At 56.7% G+C, this 16,707-nt stretch carries 15 protein-coding genes and 1 pseudogene; all 16 read left to right on the plus strand.

The window, feature by feature from the left end:
• Positions 1–2 precede the first annotated feature (2 nt).
• Positions 3–716 carry a bacillithiol biosynthesis deacetylase BshB1 gene (gene bshB1, locus NST29_RS07390; protein ID WP_033019563.1) on the plus strand — a complete coding sequence of 238 codons (714 nt, stop codon included), beginning with the start codon at positions 3–5 and terminating at the stop codon, positions 714–716.
• Positions 713–1,849, plus strand: a complete 1,137-nt coding sequence (bshA, locus tag NST29_RS07395) for an N-acetyl-alpha-D-glucosaminyl L-malate synthase BshA (RefSeq protein ID WP_033019566.1) — start codon at positions 713–715, stop codon at positions 1,847–1,849. The genes bshB1 and bshA overlap by 4 nt, the downstream gene beginning before the upstream one ends.
• Entirely contained in the window at positions 1,846–3,060 is a 1,215-nt protein-coding gene (locus NST29_RS07400; protein ID WP_033019569.1) for a CCA tRNA nucleotidyltransferase, read from the plus strand. The genes bshA and NST29_RS07400 overlap by 4 nt, the downstream gene beginning before the upstream one ends.
• Positions 3,018–4,007 (plus strand): bifunctional biotin--[acetyl-CoA-carboxylase] synthetase/biotin operon repressor, encoded by a 990-nt coding sequence (locus NST29_RS07405; protein WP_033019571.1) that lies wholly within the window; start codon positions 3,018–3,020, stop codon positions 4,005–4,007. The genes NST29_RS07400 and NST29_RS07405 overlap by 43 nt, the downstream gene beginning before the upstream one ends.
• A 272-nt stretch (positions 4,008–4,279) precedes the next feature.
• The gene (gene panB, locus NST29_RS07410; protein WP_033019572.1) at positions 4,280–5,119 is read left to right on the plus strand and encodes a 3-methyl-2-oxobutanoate hydroxymethyltransferase; all 840 of its coding nucleotides are present in this window, start codon (positions 4,280–4,282) and stop codon (positions 5,117–5,119) included.
• The gene (panC, locus tag NST29_RS07415) at positions 5,116–5,985 is read left to right on the plus strand and encodes a pantoate--beta-alanine ligase (RefSeq protein WP_033019573.1); all 870 of its coding nucleotides are present in this window, start codon (positions 5,116–5,118) and stop codon (positions 5,983–5,985) included. The genes panB and panC overlap by 4 nt, the downstream gene beginning before the upstream one ends.
• 13 nt (positions 5,986–5,998) lie before the next feature.
• A complete protein-coding gene (gene panD / locus NST29_RS07420; protein ID WP_033019574.1) occupies positions 5,999–6,382 on the plus strand; it encodes an aspartate 1-decarboxylase in 384 nt (127 codons plus the stop codon).
• A 39-nt stretch (positions 6,383–6,421) separates the two neighbouring features.
• Complete coding sequence (gene dinG, locus NST29_RS07425; protein ID WP_033844944.1) at positions 6,422–9,151, plus strand: ATP-dependent DNA helicase DinG; 2,730 nt, start codon at positions 6,422–6,424, stop codon at positions 9,149–9,151.
• 431 nt (positions 9,152–9,582) lie between these two features.
• Positions 9,583–9,753, plus strand: a complete 171-nt coding sequence (locus NST29_RS07430; RefSeq protein WP_081897228.1) for a YpmA family protein — start codon at positions 9,583–9,585, stop codon at positions 9,751–9,753.
• Between the two features lie 6 nt (positions 9,754–9,759).
• Positions 9,760–10,236: a DUF5590 domain-containing protein gene (locus tag NST29_RS07435; RefSeq protein WP_033019575.1), complete on the plus strand. Its 477-nt coding sequence runs from the start codon at positions 9,760–9,762 to the stop codon at positions 10,234–10,236.
• A gap of 21 nt (positions 10,237–10,257) precedes the next feature.
• Positions 10,258–11,439 carry a pyridoxal phosphate-dependent aminotransferase gene (locus NST29_RS07440; protein ID WP_033019577.1) on the plus strand — a complete coding sequence of 394 codons (1,182 nt, stop codon included), beginning with the start codon at positions 10,258–10,260 and terminating at the stop codon, positions 11,437–11,439.
• A gap of 168 nt (positions 11,440–11,607) precedes the next feature.
• The gene (asnS, locus tag NST29_RS07445) at positions 11,608–12,903 is read left to right on the plus strand and encodes an asparagine--tRNA ligase (protein ID WP_339232870.1); all 1,296 of its coding nucleotides are present in this window, start codon (positions 11,608–11,610) and stop codon (positions 12,901–12,903) included.
• Positions 12,904–12,966: 63 nt separating this feature from the next.
• Positions 12,967–13,674, plus strand: a complete 708-nt coding sequence (locus tag NST29_RS07450; protein WP_033019582.1) for a DnaD domain-containing protein — start codon at positions 12,967–12,969, stop codon at positions 13,672–13,674.
• Positions 13,675–13,958: 284 nt separating this feature from the next.
• Complete coding sequence (nth, locus tag NST29_RS07455; protein ID WP_033019584.1) at positions 13,959–14,612, plus strand: endonuclease III; 654 nt, start codon at positions 13,959–13,961, stop codon at positions 14,610–14,612.
• A gap of 185 nt (positions 14,613–14,797) precedes the next feature.
• Positions 14,798–15,271: pseudogene (locus NST29_RS07460) on the plus strand (transposase); the annotation flags it as partial.
• A gap of 270 nt (positions 15,272–15,541) precedes the next feature.
• Positions 15,542–16,678, plus strand: coding sequence for an IS110 family transposase (locus NST29_RS07465; protein WP_033842531.1), 1,137 nt, complete (start codon positions 15,542–15,544; stop codon positions 16,676–16,678).
• The last annotated feature ends 29 nt before the right edge of the window (positions 16,679–16,707 follow it).

Below are 16,707 nucleotides of genomic sequence, written 5' to 3' on the forward strand. Positions count from 1 at the left end.
CAATGGTGGAAACATGTGATCTATTGGCGTTTGGCGCCCATCCCGATGACGTTGAAATCGGCATGGGCGGGACGATCGCCAAATATGTGCGGCGCGGATACCGCGCGGTGATTTGCGATTTAACGAAGGCCGAGCTGTCATCAAACGGCACGGTTGACGAGCGGCAGAACGAAGCGGCTGAAGCGGCGCGCCGGCTTGGCGTAGCGGAACGGCTCAACCTCGGGCTGCCCGACCGCGGTCTTGATGTCGATGATGAGGAGGCGATTCGCCGCCTAGTCGCCGTCATTCGCCGTTATCGGCCGCAGCTCGTATTCGCTCCGTATTGGGAGGATCGCCATCCCGATCATGGGCGATGCGCCCGCCTCGTTGAGGAGGCGGTCTTTTCCGCCGGCATCCGCCGCTATGGCGCAGGCGAGCTGGGAGAGGCGCACCGCGTCCGCGCCGTGTACTACTATATGATCAATGCCTTTTGCCGCCCGCACTTTCTCATCGATATTAGCGAGGCGATCGACGACAAGCGGGCCTGTTTGCGCGCCTACGGAAGCCAGTTTGAAAAGCGGCCCGGATCGGTCGACACCCCGCTGACCAACCACTACATCGAGATGATCGAAAGCCGCGAGCGCTGGTTTGGCCAGCAAATTGGCGCGGCATATGCCGAAGGGTTTTTGTCCAAAGCACCGATTCATCTTTTCGACTTATTCGAGGGAGCGCGATGAAGCTGAAAATCGGAATTGTCTGTTATCCGACGGTCGGAGGCTCGGGGGTCGTCGCCACCGAGCTTGGCAAGCTGCTGGCAGAGCGTGGGCATGAGATCCATTTTATTTCATCGAGCATGCCGTTTCGGCTCAGCAAAGTATACGGGAATATTTATTACCATGAAGTGAGTGTCAACCAATATTCGGTTTTTCAATATCCGCCGTACGATTTGGCGTTGGCCAGCAAAATCGCCGAGGTGGCGAAGCGGGAACGGCTCGATGTGCTTCATGCCCATTACGCCGTGCCGCATGCGGTCTGTGCCGTGCTGGCGCGGCAAATGGTGGGCGAATTGCCGATTGTGACGACATTGCACGGCACGGACATCACAGTGCTCGGCTATGACCCGTCGCTTTCTGATATGATCAAGTTTGGCATTGAGCAGTCCGATGTGGTCACGGCTGTATCAAACGCTCTCGTCCGCCAAACATACGAACTGCTCGATGTGCAAAAACCGATCCAAACGGTGTACAATTTTGTCGACGAGCGCGTCTACCAGCGCCGGGAAGCCGGCCATTTGCGGCGCGAATACGGCATCGGCGAGCAGGAGCGCGTCGTGATTCACGTCTCCAATTTCCGCAAAGTGAAGCGCGTCCCCGATGTGGTGCGCGCCTTTGCCATCATTCGCCGTCACGTGCCGGCCAAGCTTTTGTTTGTCGGCGATGGGCCGGAAATGACCGTCGTCTGCCGGCTTGTCAAAGAGCTGGGCTTACAGAATGAAGTCCGTTTTTTAGGCAAACAAGACAAGCTGGACGAGCTGTATTCGATCAGCGATGTGATGATGCTGCTGTCGGAAAAAGAAAGCTTTGGCCTCGTTCTGCTCGAGGCGATGGCGTGCGGCGTCCCGTGCATCGGCACGGCGATTGGCGGCATTCCGGAAGTGATCGATGACGGCCAAAGCGGATTTTTATGCCCGCTTGGCGATGTAAAAGAGGCGGGGAGGAAGGCGCTGGCGCTGCTGACCGACCGCCGCCTGCACGCCGAGATGGCGAAGCGGGCGGTGCAGGCCGTCGAGCGCAAATTCCGTTCGTCCGATATCGTCGGGCAGTATGAGCAGCTGTACGCTTCGCTGGCAGCAAGGAAGGTGAGACGATGAAACCGCCGTTCCGGCAGGCGCTTGGCATTATCCGACAGCTGAAGCAACATGGCTATGAAGCGTATTTCGTCGGCGGCGCCGTGCGCGACCTCTTGATCGGGCGTGCGATCGGCGATGTCGACATTGCGACGAGCGCCCGTCCTGAAGAAGTGATGGCCATATTTCCGAAAACGATCGACGTCGGCTCCAAGCATGGTACGGTCGTCGTCGTCCATGAAGGAACAGCGTATGAAGTGACGACATTTCGCACGGACGGGGATTACGAAGATTACCGCCGCCCCGAATCGGTGACGTTCGTCCGTTCGCTGGAAGAAGATTTAAAGCGGCGCGACTTTACGATGAACGCCATCGCCATGGACGAAAACGGGACCGTTATCGATCCGTTTGCGGGACGGGAGGCGATTGCGCGGCGGCTCATTCGCACGGTGGGAAAGGCCGAAGAGCGGTTTCGCGAAGATGCGCTCCGCATGATGCGAGCGATTCGATTTGTCAGCCAGCTCGGTTTTTCCCTCGCGCCGGAAACGAAGCGGGCGGTCATAGACAATGCCCCGCTTCTTGCCCATATTTCCGTGGAGCGGATGACCATGGAGATGGAAAAACTGCTCGCCGGCCCGTTTGCCGGCGAAGCGTTGTCGCTGTTGGCGGAAACCGGATTGTGCGCGTATTTGCCAGGTCTCGTTGGAAAAGAGGAGGGAGTGCGCCGGGCGGCGGCGTACCGCTGGGGATGGCTCACAGCGCGCGAAGAGCGGTGGGCGCTGTTGTGCCGAGCGCTTGACATCACGGAAAGCCGGCCGTTTTTGCGGGCATGGAAGCTGCCGAACAAAGTGATGGACGAAACCGGCGCGATCTTGTCGGCGCTCGAGGCCGTTCCCCATTCAGACGAATGGACGAATGAGCGGCTGTTTTTGGCTGGCCTCAAGCGCGCGCTTTCCGTTGAGACAGTGCGCGCCGCCTACACCGGCACACCGCCCGATTCATCGCATGATGAGCTGCGCCGCCGCTTTGCCGCTTTGCCCATCAAAACGAAAGCGGAACTCGCGGTGAGCGGCAAAGAGGTCATTCAGTGGATCGGAAAGCCGGCCGGCCCGTGGGTGAAAGAGACGCTTTACGCCATATGGCGGGCGGTCGTCAACGGTGAAGTTGAAAACGAGAAGGAGCGGATTCACGCATGGCTCACGGAGCGCAATCGGACACAAGGAAACGGCTGTTAGAACTGTTTGCCGAGGCAAACGGCGAGTTTTTATCCGGACAAAAAATTAGCGAACGGCTCGGCTGCTCGCGCGCGGCGGTGTGGAAGCATATCGAGGAGCTGCGCAAGGAAGGATTTGAGCTCGAAGCGGTGCGCCGCCTCGGCTACCGGATCGTTAGCACTCCGGACAAAGTGACGGCGAACGAAATCCAACTCGGCTTAAAAACGGAGACGTTTGGCCAAGTGATTTATTCCTTCGAGGATGTGGATTCGACCCAGCGGGTGGCGGCCAAGCTGGCCCACGAAGGAGCGCCGGAAGGGACGCTCGTCGTTGCTGAGGAGCAAAAAGCCGGACGTGGGCGCCTCGACCGGAAATGGTTTTCGCCAAAAGGAACGGGCATTTGGATGAGCCTGATTTTGCGCCCGCCCATCCCGCCGCAACAGGCGCCGCAGCTGACCTTGCTTGCGGCTGTCGCCATCAGCCAGGCCATTCAAGAAGTGACCGGCCTCGTCCCGGACATTAAATGGCCAAACGACATTTTGCTTGGCGGCAAAAAATGCGTCGGCATTTTAACCGAGCTGCAGGCCGATCCGGATCGCGTCCATTCGGTGATCATCGGCATCGGCATCAACGTCAATCAGACGAGCGAGCAATTTCCCGAGGACATCCGCGCCATCGCCACCTCGCTCGCCATCGAAAAGGGGAAGCCCATCAAACGGGCGCGGCTCATCCAAGACATTTTGTTCCGGCTGGAACGCTTGTACCGCCAATACTTGACGCACGGGTTCCGACCGATCAAGCTTCTTTGGGAAGGATACGCCGTTTCGATCGGCAAGCCGGTGACGGCCCGGACGTTGGGCGGGGTGATGCGCGGCATCGCCCGCGGTATCACCGATGATGGGCTGCTCATCTTGGAAGATGAGCAAAACACGATTCATTACATTCATTCAGCCGACATTCAACTGTAATTGCCACTAGAAAAATTGTGACAATTTTGTTAAAATGCAAAGTGAGGAAAAGGGCAGTATCTTTGTCGAAAAGAACTGCACCGGATATGGCGACGTGAATGAAAAAAGAAGCAACGAAAAGATCTGCCTTGATCCTTGCAGGAAGGACTGGGACAGAGGGATGAACGGGGCCGACGGCGGTTGAGCAGCGTCCTTCTTTCTCAAGGCGGAAAGAAGGACGCTTTCTTTCGGGCGGTTCATCTCCTCTGCAGCGAAAAGAGGAGGGAACGAACGTGAAAACGAAAGCCGATTTCTTGCGCATGAAACAGGAGAGCGAGCCGATTGTCATGGTGACCGCCTATGACTTTCCAGCGGCGAAGCTCGCTGAGCAAGCGGGAGTCGACATGATTTTGGTCGGCGACTCACTCGGCATGGTCGTGCTCGGCTACGACTCGACGATCCCGGTGACGGTCGATGACATGATTCATCACACGAAAGCGGTCCGCCGCGGTGCGCCGAATACGTTTATCGTCACCGACATGCCGTTTATGTCGTACCACACATCGAGAGCGGAGGCGCTGCACAATGCTCGGCGCATCATGCAAGAGTCGGGGGCGAACGCCGTCAAAGTCGAGGGGGCGGATGAAGTCGTCGATGTCATCGCCGCCTTGACGAAAGCCGGGGTGCCGGTCGTCGCCCATCTTGGGCTGACGCCGCAGTCCGTGGGCGTGCTTGGCGGCTACAAAGTGCAAGGCAAAGACGCGGAAAGCGCCAAAAAACTGCTCGAGGATGCCAAGCGGTGCGAGCAGGCGGGAGCGATGGCCCTCGTCTTGGAGTGCGTGCCGAAGCAGCTCGGCGCGGCGGTTGCGCGCGAGCTGGCGATTCCTGTCATCGGCATCGGCGCTGGGGCCGATGTCGACGGGCAAGTGCTCGTCTACCATGACTTGCTTGGCTATGGGGTCAGCCGCGTGCCAAAGTTTGTCAAACCGTACGCCTCCATCCAAGAAACGATCGTCGCGGCGTTGGCCCACTACGCCGCGGAGGTTAAGCTGCGCCAATTCCCGGAGCCGGCGCATACGTTTACGATGAAGGAAGAAGAATGGGTAGCGTTATACGGAGGAACATCATCATGATCATCATCGACCGCATTCTTGACATGCAGGCGCTCATGCGCCGATGCCGCCGCGAAGGAAAAACGATCGGATTCGTCCCGACGATGGGCTATTTGCACGAAGGACATGCCGCCCTCATCGACAGGGCGCGGGAAGAGAATGACGTAGTCGTTGTCAGCATTTTCGTCAACCCGCTTCAGTTCGGCCCAAATGAAGATTTTGCCCGTTATCCGCGCGATTTCGCCCGCGACCGGCGCATCGCTGAACAGCACGGAGCCGACGTGCTCTTTCACCCAGAGGCGGGGGAAATGTATCCGGGGCCGCTCACGGTGCAGGCCGTCGTGAAAGCGCGCACCGATGTATTGTGCGGACGGTCGCGGCCCGGGCATTTCGACGGGGTGGCGACGGTGCTTATCAAGCTGTTTAACATCGTCATGCCTGACCGCGCCTACTTTGGCAGGAAAGACGCCCAGCAAGTGGCGGTTGTTGACGGCCTCATTCGCGATTTCAATTTTCCGATTGAGCTCGTGCCGGTGCCGACGGTGCGCGAGGCCGACGGGCTGGCAAAAAGCTCGCGCAACGTCTATTTGTCCCCGCAGGAACGGCGTGAGGCGCCGGCGCTCTATCAAGCGCTCCAGGCCGCAGCGGCGGCTGTTGAGGGCGGGGAACGGAGCGCGGCCGCCATTCGTCGCCTCGTCCGCGAACAGATTGAAGCCCATACGAACGCGGAGATCGACTATGTGGACGTATGCTCATATCCGGACTTGGCGCCGTTGGCGGTGTTAGAGGGCACCGTCATTATCGCCATCGCCGTCCGGTTTGCGAGCGCCCGGCTGATTGACAATCTCATCCTTGAGCTGCCCAAGGCGCCAAGACAAGAGGAGTAAGGGGGGATCACCCATGTTTCGCACGCTCATGAACGCGAAAATTCACCGCGCCCGCGTGACGGAAGCGAATTTGGATTACGTCGGCAGCATTACGATCGACGAAGATATTTTGGATGCCGTCGGCATGGTAGCTAATGAAAAAGTGCAAGTGGTCAACAATAATAATGGAGCCCGTTTTGAAACATACATCATCCCCGGCGAGCGGGGCAGCGGCGTCTTCTGTCTAAACGGCGCCGCCGCCCGTCTCGTGCAAAAAGGGGATGTCATTATCGTCATTTCGTATGCGCTTGTTCCCGAGGACAAAGTGTCTAAACACCGGCCGAAAATTGCGATTATGGATGAAAACAACCGAATTGTCCAGCTAATTGCTGAAGAGCCGGCACATACGATTTTATAAAGGGGGCTTTCCGCCCCTTTTCGTTTTGAGGTGATGAAAATGGCCACCCGCTTTGTCATTATTGATCTAGAAACAACTGGAAATGGGCCGAAAAAAGGAGATCGGATCATTCAGCTCGGCATGGCGGTTGTGGAAAACGGCTTGATCGTTGAGCGGTTTTCCAGTTTTTTTAACCCGGAACAGCCGATTCCTTTGTTCGTCCAGCAGCTGACAAACATTAACGAAGAGACGGTGGAAGGGGCGCCGCTGTTTGCCGACAAGGCGGGCGAGATCGCGGCCATGATGGATGATGCGTATTTTGTCGCCCACAACGTCGATTTCGATTTGCCGTTTTTGCAGGCTGAGCTAGAACGGGCCGGTCGCCCCCCGTTCACCGGCCCGACGATTGACACGGTGGAGCTCGCCCGCATCGTGCTGCCAACGGCGGAAAGTTACAAACTCAGCGACTTGGCGAGGCAGCTCGGCCTCCGCCATGATCGCCCCCATCAGGCGGACAGCGATGCCGAAGTGACCGCCAAGCTGCTGCTCGCTTTGCTTGAGCGGCTTGGCCGCCTGCCGCTCGTGACGCTCGAACAGCTGCGGCGCCTCGCCCGCCGCCTCAAGAGCGACATTTACTTGCTTCTTGATGCGCTGATCGCGGAAAAACAGCGAGAAGCGCCGAACGACCAACCATTTGTCATGCATGGCGGCATCGCTCTGAAACGGCCGGCCCCAGCGCGCCCGGAAAAAGAAAAGGGGGCTGTGGCCGCTTCGTTCGCCGCCTTCTCTGAACAGGAGCCGCCGTTGCCGCTTCCCGGTTACAAGCGGCGTCCGACGCAGTGGGAGATGATGCGGCTCGTCTATGAGGCGCTGTCGACATCTCAGCACGCCATGATGGAGGCAGGGACCGGGCTTGGCAAATCGCTCGCTTACTTGATTCCAGCCGCTTTTTTCGCCGGTGAGCGGCAAGAGCGGGTCGTCATCAGCACCAATACGATCCAGCTGCAAGAGCAGCTTATCCGCCGCGATGTGCCGGTGCTGCGAGAAGTGGTGCCGTTTCCGCTTCGCGTGGCCGTGCTGAAAGGGAAACAAAACTACCTCTCCATCGAGAAGTTTGCTTCGTTTTTAGCCGAGCCGTCCGATCCATACGATGCCGTCCTTTTGAAATGTCAGCTGCTCGTTTGGCTGCTGGAGACGGAGAGCGGCGATTTGGATGAGTTGAACGTTCCATCCGGCGCCCGGATGCTGTTAGCGGACCTTGCCATTGGAGAAGAGGAAGAGGGTGGGCGGCACCATTTTTTCGCCGCAGCGAAAAGACGGGCTGAAGAGGCTGATCTCATCATCACGAATCATGCTTTTTTGCTTCATGATTTGACGGCTCCTCGGCCGCTTTTCCCGCCGTTTCGCTATCTTGTCATCGACGAAGCGCATCGGCTGGAAGACGCGGCGGCCCGTCATTTTGGCGAGCGGGTCGACTACGTATCGTTTCGCTTCCTGACGGCGAAACTCGCGCAAACGATGGCGAAGCGAAGGGAAGAGGAGCAGCGTTGCGAGGCGCGAGCGACGCTTGCCCGTTGCCAACGGCTTCTTGAGGAGCTGCAGTTTGAAGGGGATGAGCTGTTTCGGCTGTTGCGCCGCTACGCGCTGGCAAAACAGCCAGCCAGAGCCGGGCGTTGCCGTTATCGTTTTTCCCCGGCCGATGAGCGCGGACAAACATGGGAGGCGGCCGTCGAGTTGTGTTGGCGTCTCCGCGATGCGATAGCGGCGCTGGCAGCGGCGGTCCAACCGCTGTTGGCGACCGAGAACGAGACGATGGCGCTGCCCGTCTCGTTCTCGGCTGATATGGCCGCGCTTCGCCGGCACATCGCCGCCCTCGTTCGGTTGCTGACAGAAACCGAGGAAGGAGTCGTGCGCTGGATGGAAGCGGACGAAAAGGGGGCGGCGAACGCCGTCCGTCTTTATGCGCAGCCGGTCGATCTCTCCGCTTTTTTCGCGGACCGGTTGTTTATGAACAAGCGGAGCGTCATATTGACTTCGGCGACGCTCACGGTGCGCGGTCAGTTCAGCTACATGGCGGCGCGGCTCGGCCTCGAAGAATTTTATCCGCTTTGCCGCTCGTTTCCAGCTCCGTTTCGCTATGAGGAACAGGCGGCGCTCTTTGTGCCGACCGATCTGCCGCTTGTGTCAGCCGTGCCGCTGGAACGGTACGCGGAAGCGGCCGCCGCGGCCATCGTTGCGATCGCGCGCCGCCTCGGCCGGCGGATGCTTGTGCTGTTTCCTTCCTATGAATTGCTGAAGCTGACCGCTGAAGCGCTCAAGGCCGAGGAGGGAAACGAGCCGTTCGTGCTGATCGCCCAAGGAGTGCAAAGCGGCAGCCCGACGAAACTTTTGCGGACATTTTTGCAATTTGATCAAGCGGTGTTGCTGGGAACGAGCAGCTTTTGGGAGGGGGTCGATTTGCCGGGGCCGGCGCTCGCCGCCCTCGTCATCGCTCGTCTGCCGTTTGCCTCTCCTGAGGATCCGGTGGCGGCGGCAAAAAGTGAACGGATTCGCGCCGCGGGGGGCGATCCGTTTGCTCGGCTCTCGCTTCCCGAGGCGGTGCTTCGCTTTCGCCAAGGATTCGGCCGCCTGATTCGCACGGAACGCGATAAAGGGGCGGTGTTTGTGCTTGACCGCCGGTTGCTGACCGCTTCCTACGGGGCCGATTTTTTGGCTTCCTTGCCGCCGCTTCCGGTGCACGAAGGGCCGCTTGCCGCGCTGCTCGAGGCGGCGGAAGACTGGCTGGCATAAGGCCGGCGCGGCTTTTTAGCGTTCTTGAAAAAATGATGAGCTTGGGAAAACGGCGGAGGGGGGATGGAGGAAGAGCGGTTTCGCCCGTCTTTTTCTCATAAAGAGGAGGGAAACGGCGCAATCTAAAGATGGCGTCCACTCGCCAAACAGAGCGCAAAGCAAGAAGCCCCGCGCAAAGGCGGGGCGGGAACGAGGCAAATTTGCGTTGGCGGTGTAGGCGGGCAAATTTGTTATGAAATGGTCGGACAAACCTGCTATAATAGGGAAGAAGCACAAGGTGCCAAACAGGCGTCTCCGCCATGTCGGCTGGCCGCAAAAGGCGAAGACGCGCAACCGGTGTGACGTTTGCGGCTGCTGTATTTGTATTGTTGCCGGAGCCGCCCGTCTGTATAAGTAACAAAATTTGCGCCGCACAGGAGGAAGCGACGAAAATGGAAAGCAAAATCGAAGTGCTCGCCACCGTCAAAATTCAGCATTCCGAGGACTTGTACAAGATCGTCGATTGCCTGAACCGGACGCTCAAGCGCGACAATTTGATGTTCGGCCTCGCTTTGGATGAAAACGACAAGCGTCAAGCCGTTTTTACCATTTACCGGACGTGATCGGCCATGAAAAAGTGGGGATGGCTTCTATTGCTTTTTTTTGCCGTTCTCGTGTGGCAGACGTGGTCCATTTATAGCGAAGCGTTGGCGCCCAAGCGCGCGATGGTCGCGCGCGCCTTGGAGCGGGCAAAGGAAGCGGCGGAGCTTGTCGAGATCAAGAAAGTCTATACATATTATGGCGATGAAGCATACACCGTATTCATCGGCCGCGCGAAGCGAGGGGAAGATCTCGTCGTGTGGGTGCCAGAAAAAAGCGGGGATGTCGTCGTTCGGCGAGCAGATAGCGGCATCAGCGAGGCGGAGGCGCGCGCCATTTTGCGGCGCGAACGCCACCCGCAGCAGGTGATTGACGCCACGCTCGGCATGGAAAAAGGCGTGCCGGTTTGGGAGTTGACCTATATGGACGACGAGGGAAGATACTCGTTTTACTATTTGCACTTCACCGACGGCTCTTTTTTGAAAAGGTACAGCTTTCAACGATGACGATGTGAGGGGGAAGAAGCGATGAAATTGGCAAAACGGGTAGCGGCGCTGACGCCGTCGGCAACACTGGCGATTACGGCGAAAGCAAAAGAACTGAAAGCGGCCGGGCACGATGTGATCGGCTTAGGAGCCGGCGAACCGGATTTCAACACGCCGCAGCACATCATCGAGGCCGCCATTCAGGCCATGAACGAAGGGCATACGAAATATACGCCCTCGGGCGGACTGCCAGCGTTGAAAGCGGAAATTATCAAAAAGTTCGCTCGCGACCAAGGGCTCGATTATGAACCGGCCGAAGTGATCGTATGCGTCGGGGCGAAACATGCGCTGTACACGCTGTTTCAAGTGCTGTTGGACGAAGGCGACGAAGTCATTATCCCCACCCCGTATTGGGTGAGCTATCCGGAACAGGTGAAGCTGGCGGGCGGCGTTCCCGTCTATGTGGAGGGACGGGAGGAAAACGGCTTTAAAATGACGCCGGAGCAGCTGAAAGAGGCGATCACGCCGCGGACGAAAGCGGTCATCATCAACTCGCCGAGCAATCCGACCGGCATGATTTACACGGCCGAAGAATTAAAAGCGCTCGGCGACATTTGCTTGGAGCATGGGGTGCTGATCGTCTCCGATGAAATTTACGAAAAACTCATTTACGGTGGGGCAAAGCATGTGTCGATCGCCGAACTGTCGCCGGAGTTAAAGGCACAGACGGTCATTATCAACGGCTTGTCGAAATCGCACTCGATGACAGGCTGGCGCATTGGCTACGCGGCGGGGCCGAAAGAGATCATTCGGGCGATGACCGATTTGGCCAGCCATAGCACGTCCAACCCGACCTCGATCGCCCAATACGCGGCGATCGCTGCTTACAGCGGCCCACAGGAGCCGGTGGAACAAATGCGCCAGGCGTTTGAACAGCGCCTTCATATCATCTACGACAAACTCGTGCAAATTCCGGGCTTTACGTGCCTGAAGCCGCAAGGGGCGTTTTACTTGTTTCCGAACGCTCGCCAAGCGGCCGCGATGGCGGGCTGCCGCACGGTTGATGACCTTGTCGCCGCCCTGCTCGAAGAAGCGAAAGTGGCCCTTGTGCCGGGTTCAGGATTTGGGGCGCCGGACAACGTTCGCCTCTCCTATGCGACTTCGTTAGAGGCGTTGGAAACCGCCATCGAACGCATTCGCCGCTTTATGGAAGCGCGCGCGTAACAGCGATCCGCCCGCCTCTTTGGCCGCTAGGCAATGGAAAGACGGCTTTGCTTGAAGCAAAGCCGCTTTTTCCGCGCTTCAGCTAGGGGGCGAATTGTCGCGGCGGGGCGGCATCATGAGGGCAAACGCACGGACAAGGCGATAAGAGGAAAGGAAGGGAATGGATACGTGAAAACGACAACGATTGCGGAAGTGAATCAATACGTCGGACAACAAGTGACGATCGGCGCTTGGCTGGCGAACAAGCGCTCGAGCGGAAAAATTGCTTTTTTGCAGCTGCGTGATGGAACGGGCTTTATTCAAGCGGTGGTGGAAAAAGCCAATGTTTCCGAAGAAGTGTTTCAGCGGGCAAAAGCGCTGACGCAGGAAACGTCGCTCTATGTGACCGGCACGGTGCGCATCGATGAGCGCTCTCCGTTCGGCTATGAACTATCGGTTTCCGATTTGCAAGTCATTCATGAAGCGGTCGACTACCCGATTACGCCTAAGGAGCACGGCGTTGAATTTTTGATGGACCATCGCCACCTTTGGCTGCGGTCGCGGCGCCAGCACGCGATCATGAAAGTTCGCAACGAGATCATCCGTGCGACGTATGAATTTTTCAATGACCGCGGCTTCGTTAAGGTCGATGCCCCGATTTTGACCGGCAGCGCGCCGGAAGGAACGACCGAGCTGTTCCATACGAGATATTTTGAAGAAGACGCGTATTTATCGCAAAGCGGCCAGCTTTATATGGAAGCGGCCGCCATGGCGCTCGGCAAAGTGTTTTCCTTTGGTCCGACGTTTCGCGCCGAAAAATCGAAAACGCGCCGCCATCTGATCGAGTTTTGGATGGTTGAGCCCGAAATGGCGTTTTATGAGTTTGAGGACAACTCGCGGCTGCAAGAAGAGTATGTGTCGCACCTTGTGCAGTCCGTGCTCGCTCGCTGCCGGCTCGAGCTCGGCCGCCTTGAGCGCGATACGGCCAAGCTGGAATTGGTGAAGCCGCCGTTCCCGCGCTTGACGTACGATGAGGCGATCCAACTGCTGCATGACAAAGGGTTTACCGATATCCAATGGGGCGATGATTTCGGCGCGCCGCATGAGACGGCCATCGCTGAAAGTTTTGACAAACCGGTGTTCATCACCCATTATCCGACATCCTTGAAGCCGTTTTATATGCAGCCGAACCCGAATCGCCCGGAAGTGGTGTTGTGCGCCGATTTGATCGCGCCGGAAGGATACGGGGAAATCATCGGCGGCTCCGAGCGCATTCACGATTACGAGCTGCTCAAAAAGCGCCTCGAGGAGCATCATTTGCCGCTTGACGCTTATGCGTGGTATCTCGATTTGCGCAAATACGGTTCCGTGCCGCACTCCGGATTCGGCCTTGGCTTGGAACGAACCGTCGCGTGGATTTGCGGCGTTGAGCATGTGCGCGAAACCATTCCGTTCCCGCGGCTGCTCAATCGTCTTTATCCATAATCCCTCGGCAAAAAAGGGTTTTTTCGCCGCCGGCATGGTATACTATCATTGAGGTGCATCGGCATGGAAAAGAAAAAAGTGGCCGAATGGCTGGCGCAAGGAAGCATTGCTGTTTCCAAACTGCTGCTTGACCGCTACAAGCAGCTCGGCTTGGACGAAAGGGAACTTGTCCTGCTTCTGCACATGCAGTCGTTTTTCGAAGCGGGGGTTTCGTTTCCAACACCGGCTGAACTGGCTGAAAAAATGACGATCTCGGCGGCGGAATGCATGGAGATGGTGCGGCGGCTTTTGCAAAAGGGAATGATCGCCATCGAGGAACAGACGGATGAGCGAGGCATTCGCAGCGAAAAATATACGCTCGAGCCCCTCTGGGAGCAGTTGGTGCACCATTTGTATACAGACGCCGTTCGCAGCGGGCAGGCTGAGGAAGAGAAGGCGGAGGAAAGTTTATACACCGTTTTTGAACAAGAGTTTGGCCGCCCCCTTTCCCCGTTTGAATGCGAAACGCTGGCGATGTGGATCGATCAAGACGGCCACGAGCCGGCGATCATCAAGGCGGCGCTGCGCGAGGCCGTGCTGTCGGGAAAATTGAATTTCCGCTACATTGATCGCATTTTATTCGAATGGAAAAAGAACGGCATTCGGACGATTGAACAGGCGCAAGATTACGGAAAAAAATTCCGCAAACCTAAGCCGTCCGCTCGTCCGGCGAAGCAGGCGACAGGGGAATTTCAACCGACGATCCCGTTTTTCAACTGGCTCGATTCCTAAACGGCCGATGAACACCAACGGCTCCCCTCGATCGATGAGGAAACGTGGGAAAAGAAGCGCCGATGCGGCAAGGAGGTTCTCGTTGAAAAACGGGGCTTGGGATCCGACCCGCTTTCGTCAAAGAACGGGAAAGACCGACAGAGCGGGGAAATCACAAGGGAGGAAACGGTCAGTGACTCGGGGGCGGTCAGCGCCCTTCGATCATCGGTCTCCGAAAACGAGAGGCGTTGTCTCTCGTTTTTGTTTGGTCTGCGGGCGCGGCAACGAAAGGAGGGGGAAGACGGGTGCTGACGAAACAGCAAATCCGTTATTGTTTGGATGTCATGGCGCGCATGTTTCCCGATGCGCATTGCGAACTTGTGCACCGCAATCCGTTTGAGCTGTTGATTGCGGTTGTCCTGTCGGCGCAATGCACGGACGCGTTAGTCAATAAAGTGACCAAACGGCTGTTTGAGAAATATCGAACGCCGCATGACTACCTCGCTGTGCCGCTGGCGGAGTTAGAGCAGGATATTCGCTCGATCGGTTTGTATCGAAACAAGGCGAAACATATTCAAAAGTTGTGTGCGATGTTGATAGAACAGTATAACGGCGAAGTGCCGCGCGACCGCGATGAATTGATGAAGCTGCCGGGAGTGGGGCGAAAGACGGCGAATGTCGTTGTTTCTGTCGCGTTTGGCGTTCCGGCCATCGCCGTCGATACACATGTGGAACGCGTCAGCAAACGGCTCGGCTTTTGCCGCTGGAGCGACTCGGTCCTCGAAGTGGAACAGACGCTGATGAGAAAAATCCCGAAAGAGGAGTGGTCCATCACCCACCACCGGATGATCTTTTTCGGCCGCTACCATTGCAAGGCGCAAGCACCACAATGTCCGGTCTGTCCGCTGCTTGAGCTATGCCGGGAAGGAAAAAAACGAATGAAAAAGCGCGAGCCATAACTTACCCGTGCTAGAAAAAGGGCTGTCCGATAAGTCGCTAAAAATAAAGAGGGTGTCCCAAAAGTGTTCGCATAGCGTTCGCTTTTCGGACACCCTCCTTTTTTTCGCAAAAAAAAATAAGAAAACCGTTCCTCTTTTGGTATAATAAAGTCACCATAACCCTACCAAGAAAGGACGGTTTTCTTATGTACATTTATTATAACCGAGATCAACTCATTTTGCCAATGGATCTTGAAATTTTCATTCCGGAACATCATCTTTGCCGGATCGTGGATCTGGCAGTGGAAAAAATGGATCCGGCTCTGCTCGTTTCCCTCTATCCTGGTGGAGGCCGCCCAGCCTATCATCCGAAAATGATGTTGAAAGTCATCCTGTATGCCTACGCCAATCGGATCTACTCCTCTCGCCAAATCGCCAAGCAGTTGAAAGAAAACATTTACTTTATGTGGCTCTCCGGCCATCAAACACCGGATTTCCGCACGATCAACCGATTTCGCTCGGAACGGATGAAGGACGTCATTTACGAAACGTTTTTCTCCATTGTTGATCTTCTGCGTCAAGAAGGGCTCGTCAAACTAGAGGATTACTTTCTGGATGGAACGAAAATCGAGGCCAATGCCAACAAATACACGTTCGTTTGGCGCAAATCAACGGAAAAGATCCATGGGCAACGTTTTGCCCTCCACCCAGGGATGAAAATCCCCCTTTTCTTCCCATAATGAAGAATAGGCGCAAACAGTTCAACAGGACGTTATGCTTAATGGTGGCTTAGACCCTGTACGGAAAAGTGTTTGAATCCACTGGGTGCACCACCCATTGTCCGCCCTTTCCTGTGATAGAGGAAAGGTGACGACGAACGGAAAACTGCCGCATTTCTCCCGTGGATTCGCTGTTTGCGCACTCGATCATCGAAAAGGAGGATTTTCATCATGGATGTCATCTATCCTCGCTGCGCAGGATTGGATGTTCATGCCGAAACCATCGTCGCCTGCGCGCTATGGGAAGAAGATGGACACATTCAAAAGGACATTCAAACCTTCTCCACGTTCTCGAAAGGACTTGGCGACCTGCTTGAGTGGCTCGAAGAACATGGCGTTACCCATGTCGCCATGGAATCCACCGGCGTGTATTGGAAACCGGTCTTTGCCTTCCTCGAGGGCTATGTCGACTTGACACTGGCCAATCCGCAGCGGATCAAAAATGTCCCGGGAAGAAAAACCGATGTCTCTGACGCCGAGTGGATCGCCAAGCTGCTCCGCCATGGACTCATTGAAAAAAGTTTCGTCCCCCCAGCGGATATTCGCGAATTGCGGGATTTTACCCGCCTCCGCAAAAAGTGGGTCGGACAGTTGAGTTCAGAGAAAAACCGGATTCAAAAAGTGCTGGAGTCTTCCAATGTCAAACTGGGCTCCGTCCTCTCGGATCTCTTCGGCGTTTCCGGACGAAACATCCTTGCCCGGCTGCTCGAGAAGGGATACGTGGACAAGGACGAGCTGGATCAATGCCTGCGCGGCAGGCTCAAAACGAAAAAGCAGGCGGTGTATGATTCGCTGCTGGGCACCTTGACCGAACACGAGCTCCGTCTCCTTCGCCTCTTGTGGAAACACGTGGAGGAATTGGAGCAGTTAATCGAAGAAGTCGACCAGCACATCGACCGCCTGCTCGAGCCGTATCGGGAGGAAGTGGACTTACTGATGACCATGCCTGGAATCAAAAAACAAACCGCCGCCGTCATCATCGCCGAGATGGGAACCGACATGAGCGTCTTTGAAACGCCGGAACGGGTGGCTTCATGGACGGGGTTGTCCCCCGGCAACCATGAAAGCGCCGGAAAGCGAAAGAGCACGCGTACGACTAAAGGCAATCCCCATCTTCGATCAGCGTTATGCGAGGCGGCATGGTCAGCAGCTCGATCCAAGACACATCCCTTGTCCCGAAAATTTTGGTCGTTGGCGGCCCGATGCGGGAAGAAAAAAGCCCTCATCGCCACGGCTCGACGAATGTTGGTGATCATCTTTTGCATGATCTCCCGCAAAGAGTCGTTCCGCCAACCACAACTTATCTAGTATAGCCAACAGGCAGCCAGATCATACGA

This window comes from Geobacillus sp. FSL W8-0026, assembly GCF_037966255.1.
GTDB lineage: Bacteria > Bacillota > Bacilli > Bacillales > Anoxybacillaceae > Geobacillus > Geobacillus icigianus.

Coding starts and splice junctions, on each gene's coding strand:
- NST29_RS07440 (WP_033019577.1), top strand. CDS start 10,258: ATGAAATTGGCAAAACGGGTAGCGGCGCTGACGCCGTCGGCAACACTG.
- bshB1 (WP_033019563.1), top strand. CDS start 3: ATGGTGGAAACATGTGATCTATTGGCGTTTGGCGCCCATCCCGATGAC.
- panD (WP_033019574.1), top strand. CDS start 5,999: ATGTTTCGCACGCTCATGAACGCGAAAATTCACCGCGCCCGCGTGACG.
- NST29_RS07400 (WP_033019569.1), top strand. CDS start 1,846: ATGAAACCGCCGTTCCGGCAGGCGCTTGGCATTATCCGACAGCTGAAG.
- dinG (WP_033844944.1), top strand. CDS start 6,422: ATGGCCACCCGCTTTGTCATTATTGATCTAGAAACAACTGGAAATGGG.
- NST29_RS07435 (WP_033019575.1), top strand. CDS start 9,760: ATGAAAAAGTGGGGATGGCTTCTATTGCTTTTTTTTGCCGTTCTCGTG.
- bshA (WP_033019566.1), top strand. CDS start 713: ATGAAGCTGAAAATCGGAATTGTCTGTTATCCGACGGTCGGAGGCTCG.
- NST29_RS07405 (WP_033019571.1), top strand. CDS start 3,018: ATGGCTCACGGAGCGCAATCGGACACAAGGAAACGGCTGTTAGAACTG.
- NST29_RS07465 (WP_033842531.1), top strand. CDS start 15,542: ATGGATGTCATCTATCCTCGCTGCGCAGGATTGGATGTTCATGCCGAA.
- NST29_RS07430 (WP_081897228.1), top strand. CDS start 9,583: ATGGAAAGCAAAATCGAAGTGCTCGCCACCGTCAAAATTCAGCATTCC.
- panC (WP_033019573.1), top strand. CDS start 5,116: ATGATCATCATCGACCGCATTCTTGACATGCAGGCGCTCATGCGCCGA.
- NST29_RS07450 (WP_033019582.1), top strand. CDS start 12,967: ATGGAAAAGAAAAAAGTGGCCGAATGGCTGGCGCAAGGAAGCATTGCT.